Source organism: Reinekea marina, assembly GCF_030409715.1.
Lineage (GTDB): Bacteria > Pseudomonadota > Gammaproteobacteria > Pseudomonadales > Natronospirillaceae > Reinekea > Reinekea marina.
The window spans coordinates 1,997,268-2,020,961 of sequence record NZ_JAUFQI010000001.1 but is presented as its reverse complement, the minus strand read 5'-3'; the positions used below and the strand labels follow the sequence as shown (position 1 = coordinate 2,020,961).

Below are 23,694 nucleotides of genomic sequence, written 5' to 3'. Positions count from 1 at the left end.
CTTAAGGATTCAGCTGGCAACGACAAACTTTTACATCTAAGCCCACTATTGTCGCTCTTGGAAGGTGCGAAACGCCCTCCAAGAATGAATCGACCATACTGTTTGCATTGGTACATCGGACACCTTCGCTGTAGGCACCTAGATATTTAATTTGACCATTTGCATCGGTAATGGCAATTGTTGGAGATAGCTTTGGGATCACCAATTCAACAGACTTCCCTAGACCTTTATGATGTGTGCCCACTTGCGCGATGCTAAATCCATTTTGCTCAGCCATTCGAGAAATGTTTGTAGCATGCCCAATTGTTAACAAAGTGCATAAGCAATGATCTGGCAAGTGGTGAATGACGGCGGGATGTTGAAGGGTTTCATTCCGATCAATAGCCGTTTGCCAAGAATGCAAGTAAGTGATCGGCTCAGGTACCGATTCTATTAACCATCCAACATGAGTTCTTTGAAACCAAATCGCTGTTGCCACCAGTAGTGCAAATACGAAAATGGCAACTGCGGTCCATCGATATGTAAGGCTATTTGTTAAACTTACCGATGACTTAGCGTTTAATTTCACACCGTCCCCAATCGCACTGAACCAATAAGTATTCTGACTGGTTGCAGGTTGCATCAAAGACCTCGATTGGCCATGCGTTACGAATTAAAGAAATGGTCGGCTTACTGCAACCCGCCTCTCGGAGCGTTTTTTCAACGACGAACAATGAGCGTCCGTATTTTCGATAACGATTATTGATAGACTGAGCAATTTGAGCCTGGCCTTCTACATTGACTCTGTCATCATTCAAGGCTTTTAAAACGATTTTATCGGCCTTGCTTTTCGCTAAATCGAGCTTTCCTTTGCTCATTTTTTCCGCCAGCTTTTGGCACTGTTTTGTGGTTACACTGCCTTTTATTAAACGAGTATTCTCGAGCTTAGATTCCTCTTGAATATTCTCCAAAAGTGCCATACTCAGTAATGCACGTTGGCTTTGTGCGTTTGCATGAGCGCCATCCCAATTGAGCTTGAGCAACCCCCAATCAGCGGCCATTACATGGCTCGCATTTCTTTGCCACCAAGAATTTCGTGCCTCTACAATCATTTTCTTTTCTTCAGAACCTAAAGCAGCACACTGATTTACCACGCTACGTAAGCTGGTATCGACTACCAAGGCTTCATATATGGTTTCCGTTTTCTTTGGCATCGAAGTACACCCCGCCAAAAATGCCATGAAAAACGCACCTAAACAGACTGATTTATAAGACATCTAAACTACCCTTTACTACAGTTCGATATTATTTTGTGCAAGATAATGAACCACATCTTCACATGAAAATGGCCAGCCTAAATCGCTATCGACTGACTCAAGCTTTATGACAGGAATTCTAACATCATACTGCTTCATTAATGGCTCGGAATCGGCAATATCAACTAAAACAAGTGAGACAGTATCTTTAAGAGGTAACTTGGAGAGCTCTTGCTCTGCCAATTCACAAAGGTGACAGCCCGCTGTGTGGTACAAGAAGAGATTCACAAAAAAAGCACCTATCAAATGATGAGGTGCTTAGTTTATAGGAATTTGTGTGAAATTCAGAGTCTTTAAGACAGTAATGATGAAAGCGTATCGAATAACTCTCCACGGTTCATCGGATGATTTTCAATAACCGTCAAAAAGGCATCTCGGCTGTTAAACTGCTCAAACCATTGCTCCTGACTAGCGAGTAGCTTCTCGGCATACTCTTTCAATGGAGATAAACCAGCCGGAATTTTAGCGGGTTGCTCGGCCACTTCTGCATAAACGCCAACACCTTTAGCTTCAACTTCTTTCATATTTAAGTCCATGGACCGCATGCTACTGCCGTCTATGTTTAACTCAGTCGCCATATCGAATGCTTTTTGATAATCGCCTTCATAAAATTCATTCGCTACTTCATTTACCTGAGCTAACAAGGCATCAAGATCTGCCGCTTCCTGTTCGTTTAGATCTCCTTTTATCATCAATTGAAAGCCCGAAGACTGCTGGCTACCCCATACCGTTGAGGATTCACGCCCAAATCGCTTATCTTCTAATGTACTAGAAGATTCAGCAACCGATCGGATCATAATTTTATCACCTTCATTGGTGGTCAAATTTAATGAAAAGGTTTGGCGCTCGTATTGATACATATTGATTTGGCGATCAACATTTGAACTGGCCGATGAACGTTGAATAGGCGCTTGAATTGGCTCAGATCGATTACTTGGAACACTCAAGTCTTGTTCATCTAGGCGGTCCATAATTTGACCAAAGGCTGAATCTATTTTCATAGTCAACGGTTCGTCTAATTGACCGAGTTCGTCTAAAATCTCTTTTGCTTCGCCAAAGCCTTGCTTTACACCTTGCTCGGCGGCTTCAAACATACTTTCAATCTGATCTTCTGATGCTCCATTGGCTTTCGCATCTGAAATTCGTTGTTGGGCAAACCCCCAGATCTGGTCAACCAAAGCATCTACATCAAAATTGATCGCTTTTGATGGCGCTTCAACGGTTTCGGCTTCTTGCGCCTGATTTACAGATATTGGGTTTTTATCGAGCATTCGGTTAGCTGCTTCTGCGCGCTGATCTCGATTTGGACGGTCGTAATTCACCGTAGTACCGGAATAGCCTGATATTGGGTGGTGCATAGGGAATCCCTCTAACCAATGTTACACCTAGTACAGGTATAACCTTACCTTCGAGGTATCGGCCAATCTCATTATAACTTTAAAAGCACTTGGTAACGGTTTGTAAGCTTCAAAAGATAAAGCGCTTATGAATTACCCTATAAATTCAATAGAATTCGAATATTTACTGATTCTTCTGTCGATTCACCCGCCTTAAACGTATAAATTTTGGCCGATATTCTATTAATATGGAGCTAAATACAGCTAAATATGCTCAAATCTGCACTCTCAACCACTTTCAAATTATTTTCATAGATAAATATGGATTATTCATCAAAGTGCCTATAAGATTGTGCGATCTTCATCAAATCACTGGATGTTTCTATGGCTCGATTGGACTCACTCATTATTTTTACCACTGTGGTTAAAGCAAATAACTTTACCAACGCAGCTCACCAGCTAGGCCTTACCCCTTCCGCCGTCAGTAAACAAATCAGTTTACTGGAAGATCGTTTAGGCGTTCGCTTACTTAATCGAACAACGCGGTCAGTCAGCCCAACTGAAGCCGGACAATTGTTTTTTAATCGTTGTAGCCGGTTATTGGAAGACTTAGAAGAAGCTGAGCACATGGTAAAAGATTTAGAAACCAGTCCTCGGGGCACCTTAAAGATATCTGCAACGCCGACGTTTGGTCGCGCAATGCTGATGAAAATTTTCGCTAAGTTTCTAGAACAATACCCAGATGTAAATTTCGACTTAACCTTAGCCGATAAAGGCATGGATCTCGTTCGTGAAGGTATAGACCTAGCCATTCACCTTGGCTCTTTACAAGACAGCCGACTCGTCGCACGTCCTGTCGCGCGCCAAAAGGTAATCATTGTTGCTTCTAAGGAATATTTAGAAAAACATGGTCGGCCAGAAACCCTTCAGGAGCTGACCAACCATTACATACTGATGGTCTCTGGTATCGACTTCGCTGAACCTCGTTGGATCAAGCGCTTTTTGAAGGAAGCCGCTCTGATCAACAAAGATCGTCGTTTCACCGTGAATGATTTAGACGCGTTGTGCGAAGCGACATTGAATGACATGGGTATTTCGGCTCTGCCTTACTACATGATCAGAGAACACATTGAATCTGGAAAATTAGTAAACTTGCTGCCGGAAGTGAATATTCCGACCAGAACTATTCATGTTGTATACCCTGAAAACCGATACCTATCGGCGAAAAGTCGCGCCTTTGTAGATTTTATGGCCAATTATTTTATTGAGCATAATTTAGACGATGTATAAGTAAATTCTGATGGGCGCACTCATAACGAGTGCACCCTATTACACTATGCAATATTCAAAACTAGGTTAATCCACATCGCCAAAGCCGCTAATGCAGACATCCAAAAAACACTGAATCGATGCATTAGATGATTATACGTTAAGTGGATTCCAGCATGGACAACTCTTAATCCAAAAAACACCCAAGCCATCACCAATGCAAACTCAGAGTTAATGTCGAGCGCCAAAAACGCTAAGCAAACTACATAGAACAACATCGGAATTTCAAACTGGTTATTAAAACTGCGACCTGCTTTTTGAACCTGTTCAGGGAACTGCTCAGATTTCATAAGCAAATAAGCCCGGTAGTTAACTTCTCGTCGACGCACACTTTGTACTCGCACATAAAAAGTATAAAGACCAATAAAAAATGTCAGCATAATCATGGCGAACATTGGGTATATCATAGGGTTTCCTTATTTGGCTAATTGACCACACTTAATTTCCCAGTGCAGGTTTTTGGTTGTTATTGTAAAAAAGATTCTAACTTTGGATCACGAAACATACGTTCTAACACAGAATCAAAAACATCGTTCAACAAAGCTTCGTTTTCCGCTTCACTTGGGTACCCAAGGGTTTCGATATATTGAGTCGTCTTGTAGTTATTCTTGTAGGTAACACTGCCTTTCTCAACCACCACAGATATCGCTGCTACCGCCGTATTACGCTTTATACTGGCTTTTTGATCGGTCGTTTCAAAACTAAGCTCTTTTATTTGAATTTCAAGGGCTTGATCCGGCAATGAGTCTGTCAGCATAAAACCACCACGCTCTAATATTTGTCGTGCAATTGATTCCACTACCGTCGTCAATGGCGTTTTCGGTGTTATCGTACTTGTTGAAGTATATGCGCCTCCTCGGACGCCGATAACATTCGATGGACGTATATCCGTCGCCTTTAAACTCAACGTACCAGTACCACTGATTAAGCCTTCAGCTTCAATTGCTGGTGTAAATGCAACCTGTTGAGGGGATAATTGTGCGCAGCCTACCGTTATCAATGTTGCGCAAACGAACAGAAAGTTTTTTAAAAACAGGTGGTTAGTTTTTTTCATAATGTTGCCTTATTATTGTTCATCGCGAATAAAGACCCATTCGTCATTGGCGGAACGTTCTTCACAGTAACGATAGCCATCGTAGTTAAATGACTTCACATCATTTATAGACTTAATGGGGCGATCAAGTATATACCTGACCATTGAACCTCTCGCTTTTTTTGCGAAAAAGGAAATAATCTTATACTCACCGTTCTTTTTATCTTTAAAAATAGGTGTCACCACTCGAGCATTAATATTTTGTTTTTGTATGGCACCAAAATATTCTTGAGAAGCTAAATTCAATACTAAGTCGGCTTCAGTGTCACTAATGTCCTCATTCAATTTTTGAGTCAATTGTGAGCCCCAAAACCCATATAAGTTTTTAGCTTCACCCACTTTCAACCGAGTGCCCATTTCTAGGCGGTAAGGTTGTATTCTATCTAAAGGGCGAAGTAACCCATAAAGACCAGAAAGTATTCTAACACTTTGTTGCGCTTTCAGTATTTGCGGTTCTTCTAACGATTGTGCACTCAACCCAGTGTAGACATCTCCTGTAAATGCAAACAAAGCCTGCTTACTGTTTGATTTAGTCATCTTCGCAGACCAATCTTGATAGCGCTGAACATTTAAATGCGCCAGATTATCACTGAGTTTCATCAGTTTTTTAATATCTTCAGGTGTGCGGTTTTTTAATTCTTCGATCAATGTTTGTGCTTGTTTTGAAAAACGGTACTGAGTGGAGTGATCAATAGGACTCTCTTGCTCAAAATCCAGCTTTTTTGACGGCGATATTACCGCCAATACCTTCAACATCTCGCCTTTCTCCCCTACACTATCTAATAAATCAATAAATAACTGAGCCACAGCCATGATTGCTGATGTTGTTAGACTCTTTATCCCAAACTCTGCGTTAAATTATAACCATTTGGTGGTGTGTCCCGATAGTCGTAAAGCCGCCATCGTTGATCCATTTAATGCCGATTTGCTATTTAATTTCGCAAATGAGCAAAATCTAGAGGTTGAGCAAATTTGGATTACCCATGAACATCCAGATCACATCAAAGACTTGACGCCTCTTCAAAGGCTCACCAACGCCCATGTTTATGCCCCTGAAACCTGCAGAGGCAAGTTTGATGCTGATACATGGCTAAAAGACAATCAAACGATAACTTTAGGCAATTGCGCCATTTCACATTTACTTACGCCTGGCCATACGCCTGGACACGGCATCTTTTGGCAGCGAGACCATTGGGCTATTTTTGGTGACACCGTGTTCAACGCGGGTATTGGTAATACTAAATCGGGCGATGCAACTGAGCTTTACCACACGGTACAACGCTTAAAGCACCTTATGACAGACACTGTTAAGGTATATACTGGGCACGATTACATTGAAACAAATTTAAAATTTACCTTACAGCAAAAGCCAAACTTAGAATCGGCCGCACGCCTTTTGGAACAAGTTTCTCAGCAAACACCGGATACTCGTCTAATATCTAATTGGGCACAGGAAAAAGAAATTAACCTCTTTTTAAACGCTCCTGACCGCGAAGCGTTTATTGAATTAAGAGCCTTAAGGGATAAGTGGTAACCCATGAGTCAAGAAAAGCGCAATCATCCGAGAACGTCGGTAAAAATGACCATCAAACTTACTTTAGACTCAGGAGACCAAATCATTGGTGAAACTTGGGATATTTCCGACGGCGGAATTGCTTTCAGCAATGAGCAATTTGACAGCGAATTTTGGCACAAAGGTATGTTGGTGACCGGCCAACTACAAGACCTACCGATAGAAGCCCCTATTTTAGAGCTACACGTTGCCTGGGTTGGACAAAACTCCATGGGATTAGCCATTGTACCTCGTTAACCCTACTCGCTACCCTCTGCCAAATAGGCTGAATCATAGAGTCAAACGAAGTTTACGAGCCATACTCATTAATTGTTGATATTTTATACAATAAAACCGTTATATTTCGATTAATTCAGGCTATAATGCCACCAGTTTTCACACACATACAGGTTTAACATGTCTCGCAGTAAAGGTTCCCGTACCATGAAGGGAAAGCTCGGTATAAAAACTGGGTCAAAGAAAGACTTTATCAAACAAGGTGAGAAGGGAAAAATCCCTACGCACAATCGCCTTGAAAAGCACAAAAAGTCTCGTCAAAAATCGGCCTACCAAAAGTTTTTAGATGAAACAGGTCAAAAAGACACGACCAATGGTAAGCAAAGCGCTCAAAAGCGTATAGAGCAAGCTCAAAAGATTCAGGCGAAAAAGGTTTCACCTAAGCCTGTGGTTAAGAAAGAAAAGAAAGATTTCAATGAAATGACGGGTGATGAACTCCTCAATCTCTTCAAATAACAGTATAAAACGAAACCTACTTATCGATCAGTGCCGCGGTTTGGCACTGATCTTAATGGCAATTTTCCATTTCAGCTATAATCTAAGCCTTTATGGCCTCGTTTCCTTCAATTCAGAAAGTGGTTTTTTTCCGATCTTTCGTTACCTAATTGTCACGCTATTCTTTATATCGGTGGGCTACGGCTTATTTGCGGCCAATCATCCTTCTATTTGCTGGCCTGCGTTTTGGAAGCGTGAACTAAAAATAGTCGGGGGTGCTGGAATCATCAGTCTCGTGACTTGGTTTATGTACCCAACCAGTTGGGTATGGTTTGGCGTTCTGCACTTTATCGCCTTAGCCAGCCTATTATCGCTACCATTGCTTCGGTGGCCAAAAGCGGCGTTGGTATTCGGTATTGCTACTTTTATACTTTACAACACTACCGATTGGTTTAACTTGCAACCCTTGTGGGAACACCTCAACGAGCCTCTGAATTTACCGAAAGCTACGCAAGATTTAACCCGCCTTGTTCCGTGGATCGGTATGATTTGGATAGGGATATATGTTGGCTATTGTCGCGGGTTTAACCTTCCACATTTAAAAAACCCAACCTTATCTAAACCATTATTATTTTTGAGCAAGCACAGTTTGGTGTTTTATTTAGTACACCAAGGGCCCTTATTTATTCTGGCCTGGTTGATTGCACAATGGGTTTAATCATCTCGCCTTAAGTCTTCAGGCACTGGCGTTGTCGGTTTTCTAGGCGGCTCGGCGGCTTGCCCTTTTTTCCACATATCAATTTGGTAAATGTAAGCCAGCACTTGGGCAACAGCAATGTATAAGCCTTCAGGGATTTCACCGCCAATTTTTGTATGATGAAAAATTGACCGCGCTAAAGCCGGCATTTCTACAATAGGAATTTTATACTCCGAGCCAATTTCGCGAATTTTCAAGGCCACTTCATCAACACCTTTGGCTAACAAAACCGGTGCTGGCATAGCATTGGGTTCATACTTGAGTGCAACTGCATAGTGCGTTGGGTTGGTAATGATGACATCGGCATCTGGAACATCACTCATCATTCGTCGATTAGCCATCTCTCGCTGAAGTTGACGAACTTTTGCTTTTACTTCGGGTTTACCTTCAGTGTTTTTAAATTCCTCTTTTACTTCCTGCATGGTCATACGTAATTTTTTTGCGTGACTGTGAATTTGAAAAGGAACATCCACTAACACAATGAGAATAGTGCTGGCACAAATAAACAAAAAGGACCACGCGAGTACTTTTGCAGAATGTCCAATGGCTTGATGCGTGGGTTGAAAAACCATGGATAAGAATTCATTTTTTAAGCCAATTAAAACTATAACGGCGGCCGCGCCGACAACCAAGACTTTGCCCCAACCCTTTCCTAGTTCAACCAATGAGTTCATTGAAAACATTCGCTTTAATCCAGATAAAGGGTTCATACGAGAAAATTTTGGTGCCATAGCTTTTGTAGAGAAATTCCATCCACCTAAACTGATAGGGGCAACAATCGAGGCTAATAACAAGAAAGCAAACATTGGGGAGACCGCCCAAGCCATTTCATAAATCACCACCTGCAAGTAATCAGTGGCAATGGAAGTGTCCCAGCTTGCTCTAGGGTCAAAACTGAAACAAAACGCCATCACTTTAAGGAACGACGAAGCGATAAATGGACCAAAAACAAGCAGGCACAAGGCGGCCGTCAGTAAAATACCACTGGTATTAAGCTCTTTCGACCGAGTTACGTCGCCTTCTTCCCGCGCCTTTTCCTTTTTCTTGGGCGTGGGTTCTTCGGTCTTCTCCTGGGAAGGATCTTCTTCTGCCATCTGTTGTTCCTTAAAATCTTATGAGCGCACGCATAAGTGAAACATGTGTTTCTAAAAATTGCTCAACCAGCGGTGCCGCGGCGGCATAGCTGACCCAAACAATCACCAATCCTGTCATCATGGTGACAGGAAAACCCAACGCAAAAACGTTAAGCTGAGGTGCTGCACGGGTCATTACACCAAACGCCAAATTTACCAACAGTAATGCTGTTATTGCTGGTAACGCCAACGTTAAAGAAGCCTTGTAGAGCCAAGAACCAAATTCGGCGAGCACTCGCCATTGATCAGCGCCAAACAAACCTTCACCGATTGGCAAGGTATAGAATGAATCTATGACAACTTCGAGGACCAAAAGATGACCATTGATCGCTAAGAACACTAAGGTTACTAGCACCTGATACCATTGCGATAATACCGCTACAGAAATGCCGTTACTTGGGTCTACCATCGACGCAAACCCCAAGCCCATTTGCATTGAGATCGTTTGACCGGCCAGTACAAAGACTTGCATCATCATTAATACAATAAAGCCTAATGTCGTACCGATAATTATTTGCTCAGCTATCATGATGAAGTTTTGTAGGTTGACGGCTTCTATAACTGGCATAGCAGGCATCAGTGGATAGATGATCAATGTCATCAAGAATGCTAAACTGATTCGAACTCGCGCGGGCACTAACCTAGACCCCATAATCGGTACGATGACTAAAAACCCACTGAGTCGAAAAAACGGCCATAAAAAATGGCTTACCCAGCTCGCAATCACTTCATCGGTGACATATAACATCACTTAACCTATCAAGGTCGGAATGTTTAAAAATATCGCATTTGCATAATCGGTCACTTTACCCACTAAATAAGGGCCTGCGAAAATTAGCATCATTAACGTGACCACTAAACGTGGTAAAAAGCTCAATGTTTGCTCATTAATCTGCGTCGCCGCTTGAAACGTTGCGACCACTAAGCCAATAATTAAACTCGGCAATATTACGATCACAACTATTAAAACAACTATAAATAGCGCTTCGGAGAAGAGATCACCTATATTCATTGCATCCATAATTTTCTCCTTACATATTAAAGGAAGCGGCCACAGAGCCCATCACCATGGCCCAACCGTCAACTAACACAAATAACATTATTTTAAAGGGCAACGAAATAATAATGGGCGAAAGCATCATCATACCCATAGCCATAAGAATTGAGGCCACAACAAGATCTATAATTAAAAATGGGATGAATAACAAAAAACCAATTTGAAAAGCCGTTTTCAATTCACTGGTTACAAAGGAAGGCAATAAGATATTGAGTGGAACCTCTTCTGGGCTTGCAAAAGACCCTTCCTCCCCTGCTATGCGAACAAACATGTTTAAATCTGTTTCGCGAGTTTGCGCTAACATGAAAGTCCTAAATGGAACAACCGCACGATCAATAGCTTCTAACGGCAAAATTTCTTCAGCAATATAGGGTTGTATGGCTTCTTCGTTTACTTGATAAAAAACTGGAGACATTATAAAAAACGTCAGAAACAAGGCTAAACCAATGAGCATTTGATTCGAAGGCGTTTGTTGCAAACCGATGGCTTGGCGCAAAATAGCAAACACGACAACGATGCGAGTAAAGCTCGTCATCATCATCAGAATGGCCGGAATAAAAGTTAAGGCCGTCATGATGGCCAAAATTTGGATGGTCACTGAATATTGCGTACCGCCTTCCTCGTTTGTTTCGAGGGTTACGGCCGGAATACCAGCTGCGTTTGCTATTTGGGAGAGAAAAAAAACTACACCTGTAATGAGCAGCGGTGAAGCTAAAAAGCCTTTAAGTACCTTGAGAAGTGTTATCCTGATTGGTAGAACTTGAGTCACGCTCATCACCTTTTAACAAACCTTTTAATCGATCTGCAAACGGACTGCGTTGTATCGCATCATTCAAGTCTATCGGTTCGTCGTAACGATGAAGCGTGTTTATGCCATTAGGCGTTACTCCAATGAGTAAGGTTTCATGAGCCGCTTTTATTATCATTAGCTTTTCACGTGTACCTAACGGCATTACCGATAGCACTTGAATGTGGCGCTGGTTTACACTCAAACCGCCAGACATCCGTCGCACTAACCATGCACACGCAAAGATAAGGCCAACTATTAATATCAGCATTAAAAATACTTTCACATAATCTTGGCTACTCGTATAGTTAAGCGGCGCGGCTATGCTTTGTGCCGACGTCAAAACTCCCATGATTAAAACGATAAATATCTTCATTGCAATCGTTGTACTCGTTCTTGCTGACTGACAACATCGGTTAAACGAATACCGAACTTTTCATTGACCATGACCACTTCTCCATGAGCAATTAATCGACCATTCACTAAAACATCGAGCGGTTCCCCCGCAAGCCGGTCAAGTTCAATAACACTGCCTTGGTTCAATTGTAATAGGTTACGGATAGGTATTTGTGTCGCCCCGACTTCCATCGAAATAGTTACTGGAATATCTAAAATGACATCAAGGTTAGGGTTTGATTCGCTAAAATCACCGGCAGGCGTGCTATCAAACTGCTCTAATGGCGCTGGTTGCGCATCGTCTGAATCTGTTTCTGAATCACCAGACTCTTCCATCGCGGCGGCCCATTCATCGGCCAGCGCATTATCTTCGGCACCACCAGCAACTTCATCGACAAGCGCATCAACATCTATATCAGAGCCAGCTTCGTTTGTTTCTTGATCTTTATTGTCTTCTTCACTCATTGCTCTCGTCCTCTTCCTTTACGGCATCGGCCATAACTTCTACTGCATGTTCATCGCGTTTTTTCCGGCGCATTCCCAGTAATCTTGATTTCATATCACCAATGTCTCGGCTGGGTCCACTCACGTTACGTTCAACTTTTAACGCTAAATTTTCACCACACTGCCCTAGTTTTGTTTCAAACAATGGAATGCTGTTTGCCTTAAAGGTAATGGTCGGAGGCATATCGATCGGTATGATGTCTCCTGGCTGCAAATCGACCAATTCACCCAGTTTAATCTCACGTTCAACTATGGTTGCATTTGTCGGTACTTTAGCGCCTAAAATATCATGCCGTAACGATTCTACCCATCGATCATCAATTTCATCGATGTCCGACTGAACACCAGCATCCAATACTTCTCGGACGGGCTCAATCATCGAATACGGCAAGGTCATGTGTAAATCACCACCACCACCATCGAGTTCAATATGAAAAGTGCTTACCACGACCACTTCACTTGGCGAAACAATGTTAGCCATTGATGGGTTTACCTCACTGGAAACATACTCAAATTCAACATCGAGTACGGCGCCCCAAGCCTCTTTCATATCTTGGAAAACTTGAGATAACACCATTTGTACAACACGTATTTCTGTTGGCGTAAATTCCCGACCTTCAATTTTTGCGTGCCGGCCATCGCCACCAAAAAAGTTATCAACCAATTTAAACACCAACTTTGCGTCTAAAATAAACAAAGCGGTACCCCGTAAAGGACGCACTTTGACCAAGTTTAAACTGGTCGGTACATAAAGTGTGTGGATATACTCGCCAAACTTCAATATTTGTATGCCGCCAGTTGCGACATCAGCGCTGCGTCGCAAAAAGTTGAACATGCTGATACGTGTATAACGCGCAAACCGCTCGTTTATCATTTCGAGCGTTGGCATTCGACCACGAACAATGCGATCTTGACTGGTTAAATCATAAGATTTTACGCCTTCAACATCACCACCGTCGTCGTCGTCCACAGCACCATCGTCGATACCGTGTAAGAGCGCGTCAATTTCGTCTTGCGAGAGTAAATCTTGCACACTGTTTCCTATTGCATTACAAAGCTGCGAAATAAAATGGATTCAATACCAGGTCGACCCATTTCTTTTACCAATATATCTTGTATGGTTTTGGTTAAATCTTCAGCTAAAGCCATTTTGCCTTCAGCCGTCATTAATTCATCAAAATTGTGCAACGTAAAAACATCTAACAAGTTGTTACGAATTAATGGATTATGCAAAATCATTACTTCGATGCTTTCTGGGTCTCGGGTTAATACCGTCAACTCCGTCTGTAAAAATCGAGATTTGCCATTTGTGTTAAAGTTAATAATGAAAGCGGGTTGCAGCGCATGATAAATAGCTTCACCGTTTTCAGGTGTTGTGATGGGTTCTTCCATCGGGATTTCATCTATAGCTGCGGCTTCAGGGTCGGCTAGTTTATCTTTTAGAAAAAACCACATGCCTCCAGCTGATAGCCCTGAAACTAATAAAAAGCCCACCACAATCATGATGATCTTCTTTAGTCCACCACCCTTTTTCTCACCCTCTTCTTCGACTTCTTCAATTGGCTCTTCATCTGCCATCGAACTACCTCATACCCATAAATGTGGTTCATTGGATTCTTTCTAGCAAGCTGCGCGCCAGAAACACTCATGTTGCATAGTGTAGCGTTAAACGGCTGTATATCCAGCTTTCTAGCTTATACGTAATGATCAACTAGGCCATTTGTCGACTGACTTGAAACTTCTGAGTCAATATTTTGGCTGTCAATCTCGTCATCATCCGCGTTAGCGTGGTTATCTTGACCATCTTCAGATGAATTTTCAGCACCCTGAGAAGACTGATCACTGACATCCAGGTCAGCTAACGTTAATCCTTGTTCAGCCAACGATTCCCGCAACCTTATACTTTGAGATTCTAATGCTTCTCTAACCTGTGGCGATTGACTCACAATTTGTATCTGAGTGGTTTCCTGTGTGACCTGAATTCGGACTTCTAACGCTCCCAGCTCCGGTGGATCTAATCTTATAAAACCATGTTGAATATCTTTTTTAATCATGGTGTGAATACGATCACTCAACGTCGGTATAACTTCAGGCAATTTGATTGCTTTTTGCAATAGTGCTTGCGCCTGAGGTAACTCTTGCGGAACTCGCTCTATTTTAACCGGCTCGTTAGGATTCATGGGTCGTACCAGCGACGTAGTGTCAGGCTCTTGTTCTTTGTTACCCGCAAAATTCATCATTACGTCCGATATTTTCGTCTCTGGTGGTTTCTCGGTAGACTTCGCTGTTGAGTTCTCAATAAAGGGTGACTTAAGCTCTTCGGTTGTTTTCGGTTCACTTGAACTAACCAATATACTTAAGGGCTTTATTTCTGAATCAGGTTTCGCTTTTGGCTCCACTACAGCCGACACATCGATTTTGTTGGATCCCTTCTGACTTTCACTCTGAAAACCTATGGACTCTTTAACGGTTTGTTTATTCTCTAGGTTTTGATTCCTAGATTGAACCACCGTCTCACCGTCGGTCATGTTTGTGACGTTACTGTGACCAGTCTCATCTTCCGCACCCAATTTTGTTTGAAGTTTATGAAATTCTGCGTCAAGTTTTTCATCGTCTGTTAAAACATTTATTCCGTCTTCATTACTTAACAGCGTGCTTTGCATTTGTTGCGAATGACCTGTTTCGAGTTCGACACGTACACCGGCGTCAGCTGAATTTTCGCCCGACATCAAAACGGAATGATCACCTACCTTTTCAGCCAACGCTGACCCATCAACCACAGACTTCCCTTCTTTGTTCAACGCTTCACTTGGCGCGACTGTACTCGCAACTGATTCGGATTCTAAAGTTAAAGCTGTGTTGGCTAATTCATTGGCTCTTTCGCCTTCAGCCTGAGCACTTACACCAAGTTTGTTCACTTTTAGAGGGTCTATCGTTTGATTAGCGCCCGTTTCGGCGGCTATCCACTCTTGGAGCGACTCAGGTATTTCAGCAGGCTCAGTAGAGATAGAAGATTCAGATTGGGTCATTAATAATTGCATCAACTCTTCAGAGGACAAAGAGGACAGCAATGCCTTAGAGGGCGCATCTAAAGGAGCCGATTCGTTGGCTTGCAATACGGCAACGGCAAGTTTTTTCACATTGGGCGGCGAAAGTTGTTCGCTTTTGGAGGTCTGAAAGGCCGCTTCAAACGTTGTCGGCCCTTGTGGTTTCAGATCACTCGAAAGTTGCGCGCCCCCGCTTATAATGGGGTTACCAGAAGAGTTTGGCTCGCTCAGTGCGACACCATTTTGTAGGTTTATCATGTAGGTTTCAGCCTTACAGATGTTATTACTTAAGTGTAATTTGCAATAACAAGGCCACTTTGGTTTTTTTAGCTTAAATATAACTCCGACAATTTATCGGATAACTCTAACGCTTGCTGTTGAGCTAATGGAATGAGGTTTTTCAACTCATCTACCTCGGATTGTTTAGCCAGTTGCTCTATGGCACTGCAAGATTCAGAAAACTTTCGCACACCAATATTTTTACTGGCCCCTTTTAAACTATGAGAAAGGCTTTGTACCTCAGCAATATCGCCAGTTTCGAGACTTTCTATCATTTTAGGCACTTTTAGTTTTAAATCTCGAACATAAGCATTTATTAACTGGCTAAAGTCTTCCTCTAATAAATCCTTTAAATCATTGAGTACTTCTTCATCGAACATGGAATTTATCCTTTTTGATTCCAGGTCAACGTTGCTGTGACCTTGTTACCCGAACCATTGTAATTAAATTCGCGACAAATTCCTCTAATTAATGGAATGCCTCGTCCTGTATAGCCTTCTAATGGCGTGTCTTTTTGCATAAAAGCTTGATGATTAAACCCAGGACCACTGTCTTCTATCTGCAAGACCAGCTCGCCTCCTCCTTCTACAGGTATATGTTTTATCGAAATTCTAACGAACCCTTCTGTAAGCGCTTCCAGTTTTGATTCGCGCTCTAAATAATACTTTTGAAACCCATCGGAAGAAGCTTTCACTTTTGAATCTAAGCCCAATACACCATGTTCCAGCGCATTAGAATATAATTCAGCCATCAAGGTATAGAGCTGTCCACTTAAGCTGCGAAGACCTTCAACTTCCGTCAGGATATTTAGAATCATAGGCAACGGGTTAAAACTTTTGAGTGATTGTCCACGCAGGTAGTAATCAAAGTCCCACTCTTGTGGACCCACCAAAGAGCCTCGGGTACTTTCAAAATCAGGCAACCCAATTGAGTCCATATCAATCATTTTTATAGTCGCCAAGGTAAGGTCATCTTCCACGCTAGCGGTCGATACGAACTGATCCACTTGATTTAGAATTGTATCAAATAAGGTAGATTGGTCTTTCGAGCGTTTAAATATCTCGAGTAATCGCTCTTCCCCAAACATTTCATTATCTGAGTTGCGCGACTCAATAATTCCGTCGGACCAAACAAAAAGCTCATCATCGTTATCCATGGAAACTTCAACGATTACTGGAGCAAATTTACTAGAAGACAACACCCCTAATGGCAAATTATTAGAGGGCAACGTTTCAAAGCTCTGTGATTTATTGCGGTACATGACTATATCGGGCAGTCCACCTAACCATATCCGAGCTTTCTTTTCGAAGAGATCTAATTCAACGAAGCAACCACAGCAAAAAACACCCACGGGCAATATGCTTTGTAATCGACTGTTAATTTCACGCAATATGTCGTCTACTGAAAAACCTTTTGCGGTCATGCCATAAAATATTTCTGCTAATGGCATGGCGCCTATCGCGGCAGGTAATCCGTGACCGGTAAAATCGCCTAAAAAGAGGTGAATACCACCATCTGGTTTACGTTCGGCCAATACCGTATCTCCGTTAAAAACAGAGAGCGGTGATAGGCTGTAGCGGATATTATCTAAATTTAAACAGCCCGAATGGGCCACATTGTCAAAAATGGTTTTGGCTACTTGCTGCTCGATTAGCATTTGCCGATTATGGACTTGGAGCTTTTCATGCATCACGCGCATTCGCCCAAACGCCATAATCTTTGCCTTCAAGATAATACGGTTGTAAGGCTTGCTCAGAAAGTCATCGCCACCTGCTTCCAAACATTCCGCCAAGGACGAAGCATCTTGAAGCGATGTAAGGAAAATTATGGGGACTAAATCATCGACAAGTAATGATTTTATGCGTCTTGCAGCTTCGAGACCATCGAGAACAGGCATCATGACATCAAGCAGGATCAAGTCGGGCTTATGTTCGACAAATCGATCAATAGCTTCTTGGCCATTTTGAGCTAAAACAACCTGATGACCTTCTTTTTCGACAATTTTTTGCAATATAAGACGGTCGGTTTCATTATCGTCCGCAATAAGTATATTGAGTGCGTTAGACATAAAACCGGCCCGTTTTTAGAAGGGATATGGTGATTAACTGATATTAAACAGCTGACCAAAATTACTAATTGTAAGAATTTTTTTAACGTCGTCGTTACAATTAATGATATCAATTTGAGAGTTGTCCCCACCTGCGTGATCACGCATAAGCAGCAACATACCTAGAGCAGAGCTATCTAAATAGGTCGCTTCAGCCATATCGACCGTGTATGACTTGATGTCATCAGAGACGGTTTCATAAATTTGGCGAAATTCCTGATGCGAGCTAAAATCGAATCGCCCAGATACTTTAATTATAATTGTACTGTCGGTAGTTGTCGCTGTGACGGCCATACCTTTTCCTTATTGATAAACAACTAATTTTTATTAGTGTAGATGCTTTCATTAAAGTTGCCATATTCTTGGCACATATTAATAAATTCCTAATCTAGCACAATATTACCTGCATTTAACTGTGTTTCAAGTTTCTAGGCTTCATTTACACAAGTCTCTTTCATCTAGGGCCCTTCCTGACCATATCTCATCGATACTAACTCATCTATTGCCTGTTGTTCTTGCTTATCGGCCGCTATCACTTCTTCAATTGAGATACCTTCAATAAACTTCGCGATATTTTTGCGTTTTTGATAAAGCGCTTGCCACTTTTGCAAGACTTGGTCTTCTCGTTCTTTCCACTGAGCAACGGCGTTTTGTTGGCGTACCATTAAATCACCCAACTGATCAATGAATCCCTGCGTTCGTCGCCACTGCTCAATACTGATGCCCTGGCCACCTTGGCCATCTAAATAACCGAGGTATTCTGCTCGATACGATTCAAGCTCTTTATAGCGCCCTTCTTCGGCTTCTACTTGTGCTCTTATTTGCCCAAGAGCGGCAGCGGCCTGGTCTTCTCTTTGTTTAGCAAGGGTTTCTATTACTTTTAACCGTTCTGAGCGTTTCATTGTGGGTTACCCCGTGCGGTCGGTTTCGCACCTCGTAGCGGGCGACCACCTTTTAATCCTGTTTGCTGGGCTGTGGCAGGCGCACCACCTTGCAACATCCCTTTCAGCAGTGCTGAAGATTGTTCATAAGTAACCTGCTCTTTTAATCCTTGCCGTAAAAAGTCTCTAATGATCGGCTGCATTTTTACCGCTTGATCTATTTCTTGGTTGGAGCCTGCTTGATAGGCACCAATGGAAATTAAATCTTTATTTTGAGCATAGGTGGCCCACAATTGCTTCGCCTTTTGCGCCACCTGTAAGTGCTCTGCGCTAACCACTTGCGGCATCACACGTGAAATGCTTTGTTCGATATCGATCGCAGGGTAATGACCTTCTTCGGCGAGCTTTCGATTCAGCACAAAGTGTCCATCTAATATGGCACGAGACGCATCGGCTACGGGGTCTTGTTGATCATCCCCTTCTGTTAAAACTGTATAAAAGGCCGTGATAGAACCTCCGCCTTCTTCGGCATTACCTGCCCGTTCAACTAACTGAGGAATCCGTGCAAATACCGAAGGTGGGTAACCTTTGGTGGCCGGAGGTTCTCCAACCGCTAGCGCTATTTCTCGTTGTGCTTGGGCATACCGAGTGAGAGAATCCATTAGCAAGAGAACCGACTTCCCTTGGGCACGAAAGTATTCCGCAATGGCGGTCGTGTATTGAGCGGCTCTTAACCTTAAAAGTGGTGCATCGTCGGCAGGCGATGCGACAATAATGCTCCTCGCTAGACCCTCTTCTCCAAGTATTTCTTCAATAAACTCTTTTACTTCTCGGCCACGCTCACCGATCAACCCAACGATTGTGATGTCTGCCGTTGTAAATCGAGTCATCATGCCTAATAACACCGATTTACCCACACCTGAACCCGCGAATAACCCCAAGCGTTGACCTCGGCCTACCGTTAACATGGCATTAATAGACCGTATACCTACATCCAGAGGCTCTCGAATGGGTTGACGATGAAGCGGGTTAATATAGGATCCGTTTAAACTTTGATTTTCTCGACATCGTAAAGGGCCTTTGCCATCAATGGGCTCACCAAAGCCATTTACTACCCGACCGAGCATTTCTTCGCCGATTACCAGATCGTTTGCCGACTCCAATGGAATAACTTTAGAGCCCGCTCTTAAATTATGAGCAGCCTGCACCGGCATTAAGAATGTTTTGTCATCTTGAAAGCCAACAACTTCTGCTTCTACCGTTTGATGATGATCAATAACCTGGCAACGCTGACCAATCGCGACGCTTAACCCCACGGCTTCGAGCGTTAGACCGACCATTCGGGTTAAGCGGCCTTGGCAAACTGGCTCTACTGCGTGCGCCACAAAATGCTCACAATCCGCTAAGTAATCTGAAAACCTATGGCTCATGATCATCACTTTCTTGAGGCGATAAACCTGTTTCAACAGGCCCATCAGCCGTGTCATCAAGCTCTTTATCTGTACTGCTTTCAACCGGCGCAGTGGTTTCTGAATCTGTGTTTATATCGGGCGATGCTGAATATTGCTCATTCTCTGTTTCACCACTTTCGCCACTGGACTCTGGAGCATTGGCTTCATTTTTTGGTTCCATTTTAGTGTCACTCGAATAGTCGAGTTGTTCGTCGCCAATATCGACATCTTGAGTTTCAGCCTCATCAACGGCTGCCACTTCAGGTAAGGTATTATCAAGGAGATAATCGTCCGATATTGGTTGAGAGATTTTTTGTTCAGGCACATCGACTTCAATATGATTAATGAGCTGTTTTACAGCCGTTTCAAATCGATGTTCTAACGTGTAGTCAACATAGCTAAATCCGCTTTTTACCGTACAGCCACCTGAACGAATGGCTTCATCTGATTGCAGCTGCCAATTTGTTTCGGCGGTCGATTTCACAAACTCTAAATCGACTGGGTTTATGCGTAATGTGAGTTTCTCGTCTGGGTTTGGCAATGCTTGAACTGCAGCATGTACGACCTGCTTAATGTGGCTAGGTTTGGTTCGCAGCTCATCTTGAACTACCTGCCGAGCAATTTTGACGGCTAACACCCCGAGTGCTTTCTCTATTTCAAGCTCATCCTCGGTGCGATATTCTTGCAGAGCGCTCGAAATGCTTTTAAACACCTCCAATGCCTTTGCCGTTTCAGCCTTTCCTTCGGCTAGAGCTTGTGCATGCCCAGTTTCACGGCCTTCCGCTAAACCTTTCTCTTTACCCTCTTCTAAGCCTTTTTCTAGCCCTTGAGTATGCCCTTCAGTGTTGCCTTGTTTAAGCCCTTGCTCGTAACCCTGCTCAAACCCTTCGTTGTAGGCGTCTTCACGAATTTTTTCAAGCTCCTTCACTGTTGGTGCACTGATAGACTCTTCTTCGATATCAGGCGTAACAGTGGGAATAACCTTAGCCGTTGGTTTTTTGGGCTCGGGTGATTGAACCGCATTGCCATTTTTGTCCCACTTGGGTAGGTTTAATTCACTGACCCCTGAGGCATCTCGCATCACCTTTTTTTTTGTAGTGCTCATTTAGTTAAACCCTTCACTACAACATGTCTTCGCCACCCGCTCCGCCAAGTGCAATTTCACCTGCATCTGACATACGGCGAGCGATACCAAGAATTTCTTTCTGTGCCACTTCAACTTCAGATACTTTAACAGGCCCCATGGCTTCCATATCGTCTCGTAAAATTTCAGCCGCACGTTTCGACATGTTGCCCAAAATTTTCTCGGCCAAACTGGAGTCGGCGCCGCGAAGCGCAATTTTGAGTGAATCGGTTGAGACTTCTCGAAGTAAACCTTGAATACCTCGATCATCCACATCGATCAGGTTATCAAACACGAACATTAGGTCTGATATTTCAGTGGCCAGGTCTTCATCCACTTCTTTAATACCATCCATAATTTCGGCTTCTACGCCAGATTCTAGGAAGTTCATAATTTCTGCAGCGGTTTTCACGCCACCTAAGCTTTGCGCTTGTGTTCCGGCACTGGCTGAGAACTGTTTTTCTAAAATTGCGTTAAGCTCTTGCAAAGCAGAAGGTTGAACTGATTCTAAGGCGGCTACACGCATGATAATGTCTAGTCGAACTTTTTCGGGGAATTGCGCAAGAATTTCCGAAGATTGATCGGGCTCTAGATAAGCAATAACAATGGTTTGAATCTGAGGGTGCTCATTTCGAATGATGTCGGCAACCGCTCTAGGTTCCATCCATTTTAATGTATCCAACCCTGTGGTATTGCCGCCTAATAAGATGCGATCTATAAGGCCAGCCGCTTTGTCTTCACCCAGTGCTTGAGTCAACATATTCTTAATATAATCATTAGCGCCCATACCCAAACTGGTTTGGCCACCTACTTCTTCTAAAAACAATCGAACCACGCCTTCAATTTGGTCTTGCTTTACTTCTGGCATGGTCGACATAGCCGTACCCACGCGCTGAACCTCTTTGGGGCCCATATGTTTTAGCACTTCGGCGGCATCTTGCTCACCGACACTCATTAACAACATAGCCGCACGCGTTTGCATAGTGACGCCATCAAGTATCTTCGACAGGTCTTCGCCATCTTGGGTAGCTGGTAAGTTTCTATTCTCAGTCATTAGACATTACCCACCTTTTCAATACTAATGCGACTCTCGCAGGGTCTTCAGCGATGAGCCCTCTAAGTGCATCAAGTTGACGTTCAAAACTTTCAGACGGCCCTGGCAGTGTAAACTCATCTACACTACTTAAACTGACACGATCATCAGAAATTAAATCTTCATCGACGTCTAAATCGGCCAAGGCTGCGTCTTCCTCCGTGCCAGAAATTTCATCTTCACCTCGTGAAAGAATATTTTTCACGGCGGGTCTGAGCACTCCAAATACCATCGCTAAAACGAAGATGCCTGCAAATAGCTGTTTGGCAATATCCCAGAACCAAGGTTGAGTATAGAAGGCTGGCTCTTCAATATCACCATCGGTAGATAAAAAGGCCGAATTGATAACATTAATACTGTCACCACGGGCAGGATCATAGCCCACGGCGTCTTGAACCAGTGTTCGCAAGCGAAGAATTGACTCTTCATCCCATGATTGCGCAACCTCTTCTCCGGTTTCAGGGTCTGTCGCGGTAATGTCATCCACCACAACGGCGACCGTTAAACGACGAACGCGACCTTGCTGAAACTGTGTGAAGCTTAACGTTCGATCTACCTCATAATTACGCGTGGCTTCGTTTCTAGTCGAAGTAGGAGGTGCCGTTGCGCCTGCGCCTGCGCCCGTAACTTCAGGACCTTCAGCATCGGTTGGCGGCTGGTTAGATAACGCACCTGGAATGCCACCAGGATCTTCACCGACGCGCTCTTCAGCAATGGTTTGTTCACTGCGCAAGGCAATGAGATCGGGGTTATAAAACTCTTCTGCTTGCTCAACTTTAGTAAAATCGATATCAGCAGAAACTTCTGCCTGAAATTTATTGGTGCCAATGATTGGCGCTAAAATCGAATTGACTCGCGCCAACAGGCTTTCTTCAACCTTACGTTGATATTCAAATTGCCGATTGGTCATTTCCTCTTCGAGGTTTTTCTCATCATCACTGAGCAGTCTTCCCCGTTGATCAACTATCGACACATCGTTAGCATCCATTTCAGGAATGGAAGTGGCCACTAAGTTTCGAATGGCTTTGACAGAGTTTGAATCTAATTCGGCACCGGCGTATAGCTCAGCGAAAACCGATGCAGTGGGAACACGTTGATCACGAACAAATACAGACCGTTTAGGAATGGCCAAATGAACGCGAGCCGACTTCACTTGATTAATGGCAGTAATAGTACGAGCAAGCTCACCTTCTAGGCTTCTTAGGTAACGTGCATTTTCCATAAACTGAGATTGGCCTAACGGCTGGTCTTGGTCAAGCAACTCGTAACCGACCGTTTGATCATCCGACAAACCAGCACCTGCAACTAGCAGGCGAGCTTGATGTAAATCATCTTGCCGAACTAGCAAAACACCGCTGGCTGGATCGATGTCAAAATCAATTTTATTCGATTGCAACACTTCGATAAGCTCACGAGCGTCGTAGCTGTTGTTGCTATTCATCAATGGCCTATAAGACTCTTTCTGAGACCAAAGTACAATACCTAAACCCAGTGCAATACTGGCTGCTAACCCGATCAGTAAGCCAAATTGCCGCATCATAGTGAGCTTGTTGAAACCCACTACTATTGGATGCATCGCCGAAATACTGGACTCATCTTTATCGATTAATTCAGTTCGCTCAGTCGCCATGCCTTGAGCATTTGAAGAAGTTTGCGGAACCTGTTGGCTCACTGAGTCTTCAGACATTTGATTCGCATTAGCTACGGGCACATTTTCAGTCATAATATTTCCTTTCCTTTA

At 43.2% G+C, this 23,694-nt stretch carries 29 protein-coding genes; 5 read left to right on the top strand and 24 right to left on the bottom strand.

From position 1 onward, the window contains the following. Position 1 precedes the first annotated feature (1 nt). The 4 genes from QWZ13_RS10740 to QWZ13_RS10725 form a co-directional block, all read right to left on the bottom strand. Positions 2-622, bottom strand: a complete 621-nt coding sequence (locus QWZ13_RS10740; protein WP_290281769.1) for a DUF6436 domain-containing protein — start codon at positions 620-622, stop codon at positions 2-4. Continuing rightward, the gene (locus QWZ13_RS10735) at positions 552-1,256 is read right to left on the bottom strand and encodes a hypothetical protein (protein ID WP_290281768.1); all 705 of its coding nucleotides are present in this window, start codon (positions 1,254-1,256) and stop codon (positions 552-554) included. The genes QWZ13_RS10740 and QWZ13_RS10735 overlap by 71 nt, the downstream gene beginning before the upstream one ends. A 15-nt stretch (positions 1,257-1,271) precedes the next feature. Next, positions 1,272-1,523, bottom strand: coding sequence for a glutaredoxin family protein (locus tag QWZ13_RS10730; protein WP_290281767.1), 252 nt, complete (start codon positions 1,521-1,523; stop codon positions 1,272-1,274). A 65-nt stretch (positions 1,524-1,588) separates the two neighbouring features. Beyond that, a complete protein-coding gene (locus tag QWZ13_RS10725; RefSeq protein WP_290281766.1) occupies positions 1,589-2,653 on the bottom strand; it encodes a DUF5610 domain-containing protein in 1,065 nt (354 codons plus the stop codon). A 363-nt stretch (positions 2,654-3,016) separates the two neighbouring features. On the opposite strand from QWZ13_RS10725, the gene QWZ13_RS10720 reads away from it, so the two are divergent. Then, a complete protein-coding gene (locus tag QWZ13_RS10720) occupies positions 3,017-3,922 on the top strand; it encodes a LysR family transcriptional regulator (RefSeq protein ID WP_290281765.1) in 906 nt (301 codons plus the stop codon). Positions 3,923-3,966: 44 nt separating this feature from the next. On the opposite strand, the gene QWZ13_RS10715 is transcribed toward QWZ13_RS10720, so the two are convergent. Genes QWZ13_RS10715 through yaaA form a run of 3 tightly spaced genes read right to left on the bottom strand, consistent with a single transcriptional unit; the run spans position 3,967 to position 5,867 of the window. Further along, a complete protein-coding gene (locus tag QWZ13_RS10715) occupies positions 3,967-4,368 on the bottom strand; it encodes an MAPEG family protein (RefSeq protein ID WP_215999572.1) in 402 nt (133 codons plus the stop codon). A 59-nt stretch (positions 4,369-4,427) separates the two neighbouring features. Continuing rightward, entirely contained in the window at positions 4,428-5,015 is a 588-nt protein-coding gene (locus tag QWZ13_RS10710; RefSeq protein ID WP_290281764.1) for a YajG family lipoprotein, read from the bottom strand. A 12-nt stretch (positions 5,016-5,027) separates the two neighbouring features. Further along, positions 5,028-5,867 carry a peroxide stress protein YaaA gene (gene yaaA / locus QWZ13_RS10705; protein WP_290281763.1) on the bottom strand — a complete coding sequence of 280 codons (840 nt, stop codon included), beginning with the start codon at positions 5,865-5,867 and terminating at the stop codon, positions 5,028-5,030. On the opposite strand from yaaA, the gene QWZ13_RS10700 reads away from it, so the two are divergent. From QWZ13_RS10700 to QWZ13_RS10685, 4 genes are all read left to right on the top strand, one after another. Next, on the top strand, positions 5,866-6,588 hold the full coding sequence (locus tag QWZ13_RS10700; protein ID WP_290281762.1) for a hydroxyacylglutathione hydrolase family protein: 723 nt from the start codon (positions 5,866-5,868) through the stop codon (positions 6,586-6,588). The genes yaaA and QWZ13_RS10700 overlap by 2 nt on opposite strands. A 3-nt stretch (positions 6,589-6,591) precedes the next feature. Then, on the top strand, positions 6,592-6,864 hold the full coding sequence (locus QWZ13_RS10695) for a PilZ domain-containing protein (RefSeq protein WP_290281761.1): 273 nt from the start codon (positions 6,592-6,594) through the stop codon (positions 6,862-6,864). Positions 6,865-7,023: 159 nt separating this feature from the next. Further along, positions 7,024-7,359, top strand: coding sequence for a hypothetical protein (locus QWZ13_RS10690; RefSeq protein ID WP_215999568.1), 336 nt, complete (start codon positions 7,024-7,026; stop codon positions 7,357-7,359). Beyond that, on the top strand, positions 7,334-8,056 hold the full coding sequence (locus tag QWZ13_RS10685) for a heparan-alpha-glucosaminide N-acetyltransferase (RefSeq protein WP_290281760.1): 723 nt from the start codon (positions 7,334-7,336) through the stop codon (positions 8,054-8,056). Before QWZ13_RS10690 ends, QWZ13_RS10685 begins: the two co-directional genes overlap by 26 nt. Here the strand turns inward: QWZ13_RS10685 and flhB are convergent. From flhB to fliF, 17 genes are all read right to left on the bottom strand, one after another. After that, a complete protein-coding gene (gene flhB, locus QWZ13_RS10680) occupies positions 8,053-9,189 on the bottom strand; it encodes a flagellar biosynthesis protein FlhB (protein WP_290281759.1) in 1,137 nt (378 codons plus the stop codon). The genes QWZ13_RS10685 and flhB overlap by 4 nt on opposite strands. Positions 9,190-9,199: 10 nt before the next feature. Beyond that, the gene (gene fliR / locus QWZ13_RS10675; RefSeq protein ID WP_215999565.1) at positions 9,200-9,976 is read right to left on the bottom strand and encodes a flagellar biosynthetic protein FliR; all 777 of its coding nucleotides are present in this window, start codon (positions 9,974-9,976) and stop codon (positions 9,200-9,202) included. A 3-nt stretch (positions 9,977-9,979) separates the two neighbouring features. Beyond that, positions 9,980-10,249 carry a flagellar biosynthetic protein FliQ gene (locus tag QWZ13_RS10670; protein WP_215999564.1) on the bottom strand — a complete coding sequence of 90 codons (270 nt, stop codon included), beginning with the start codon at positions 10,247-10,249 and terminating at the stop codon, positions 9,980-9,982. A 10-nt stretch (positions 10,250-10,259) separates the two neighbouring features. Further along, on the bottom strand, positions 10,260-10,988 hold the full coding sequence (gene fliP / locus QWZ13_RS10665; protein ID WP_290283336.1) for a flagellar type III secretion system pore protein FliP: 729 nt from the start codon (positions 10,986-10,988) through the stop codon (positions 10,260-10,262). A 19-nt stretch (positions 10,989-11,007) separates the two neighbouring features. Next, positions 11,008-11,448, bottom strand: a complete 441-nt coding sequence (gene fliO, locus QWZ13_RS10660; protein WP_290281758.1) for a flagellar biosynthetic protein FliO — start codon at positions 11,446-11,448, stop codon at positions 11,008-11,010. Beyond that, positions 11,445-11,933 (bottom strand): flagellar motor switch protein FliN, encoded by a 489-nt coding sequence (gene fliN / locus QWZ13_RS10655; protein WP_290281757.1) that lies wholly within the window; start codon positions 11,931-11,933, stop codon positions 11,445-11,447. The genes fliO and fliN overlap by 4 nt, the downstream gene beginning before the upstream one ends. Beyond that, a complete protein-coding gene (fliM, locus tag QWZ13_RS10650; RefSeq protein WP_290281756.1) occupies positions 11,926-13,005 on the bottom strand; it encodes a flagellar motor switch protein FliM in 1,080 nt (359 codons plus the stop codon). Before fliM ends, fliN begins: the two co-directional genes overlap by 8 nt. A gap of 8 nt (positions 13,006-13,013) precedes the next feature. Then, positions 13,014-13,550 carry a flagellar basal body-associated FliL family protein gene (locus QWZ13_RS10645; protein ID WP_290281755.1) on the bottom strand — a complete coding sequence of 179 codons (537 nt, stop codon included), beginning with the start codon at positions 13,548-13,550 and terminating at the stop codon, positions 13,014-13,016. A gap of 116 nt (positions 13,551-13,666) precedes the next feature. Next, a complete protein-coding gene (locus QWZ13_RS10640; RefSeq protein ID WP_290281754.1) occupies positions 13,667-15,277 on the bottom strand; it encodes a flagellar hook-length control protein FliK in 1,611 nt (536 codons plus the stop codon). Positions 15,278-15,345: 68 nt separating this feature from the next. Further along, complete coding sequence (locus tag QWZ13_RS10635) at positions 15,346-15,678, bottom strand: Hpt domain-containing protein (RefSeq protein ID WP_290281753.1); 333 nt, start codon at positions 15,676-15,678, stop codon at positions 15,346-15,348. 5 nt (positions 15,679-15,683) lie between these two features. Then, the gene (locus tag QWZ13_RS10630) at positions 15,684-17,366 is read right to left on the bottom strand and encodes an ATP-binding SpoIIE family protein phosphatase (protein ID WP_290281752.1); all 1,683 of its coding nucleotides are present in this window, start codon (positions 17,364-17,366) and stop codon (positions 15,684-15,686) included. 33 nt (positions 17,367-17,399) lie between these two features. After that, complete coding sequence (locus QWZ13_RS10625; RefSeq protein WP_290281751.1) at positions 17,400-17,699, bottom strand: STAS domain-containing protein; 300 nt, start codon at positions 17,697-17,699, stop codon at positions 17,400-17,402. Between the two features lie 164 nt (positions 17,700-17,863). Beyond that, positions 17,864-18,307 carry a flagellar export protein FliJ gene (fliJ, locus tag QWZ13_RS10620; protein WP_290281750.1) on the bottom strand — a complete coding sequence of 148 codons (444 nt, stop codon included), beginning with the start codon at positions 18,305-18,307 and terminating at the stop codon, positions 17,864-17,866. Further along, positions 18,304-19,716 carry a flagellar protein export ATPase FliI gene (gene fliI / locus QWZ13_RS10615; RefSeq protein WP_215999554.1) on the bottom strand — a complete coding sequence of 471 codons (1,413 nt, stop codon included), beginning with the start codon at positions 19,714-19,716 and terminating at the stop codon, positions 18,304-18,306. Before fliI ends, fliJ begins: the two co-directional genes overlap by 4 nt. Continuing rightward, positions 19,706-20,842 carry a flagellar assembly protein FliH gene (locus QWZ13_RS10610; protein WP_290281749.1) on the bottom strand — a complete coding sequence of 379 codons (1,137 nt, stop codon included), beginning with the start codon at positions 20,840-20,842 and terminating at the stop codon, positions 19,706-19,708. The genes fliI and QWZ13_RS10610 overlap by 11 nt, the downstream gene beginning before the upstream one ends. A gap of 16 nt (positions 20,843-20,858) precedes the next feature. After that, entirely contained in the window at positions 20,859-21,914 is a 1,056-nt protein-coding gene (gene fliG, locus QWZ13_RS10605; RefSeq protein ID WP_215999552.1) for a flagellar motor switch protein FliG, read from the bottom strand. After that, positions 21,907-23,676 carry a flagellar basal-body MS-ring/collar protein FliF gene (gene fliF, locus QWZ13_RS10600; protein WP_290281748.1) on the bottom strand — a complete coding sequence of 590 codons (1,770 nt, stop codon included), beginning with the start codon at positions 23,674-23,676 and terminating at the stop codon, positions 21,907-21,909. The genes fliG and fliF overlap by 8 nt, the downstream gene beginning before the upstream one ends. Positions 23,677-23,694: the final 18 nt, after the last annotated feature.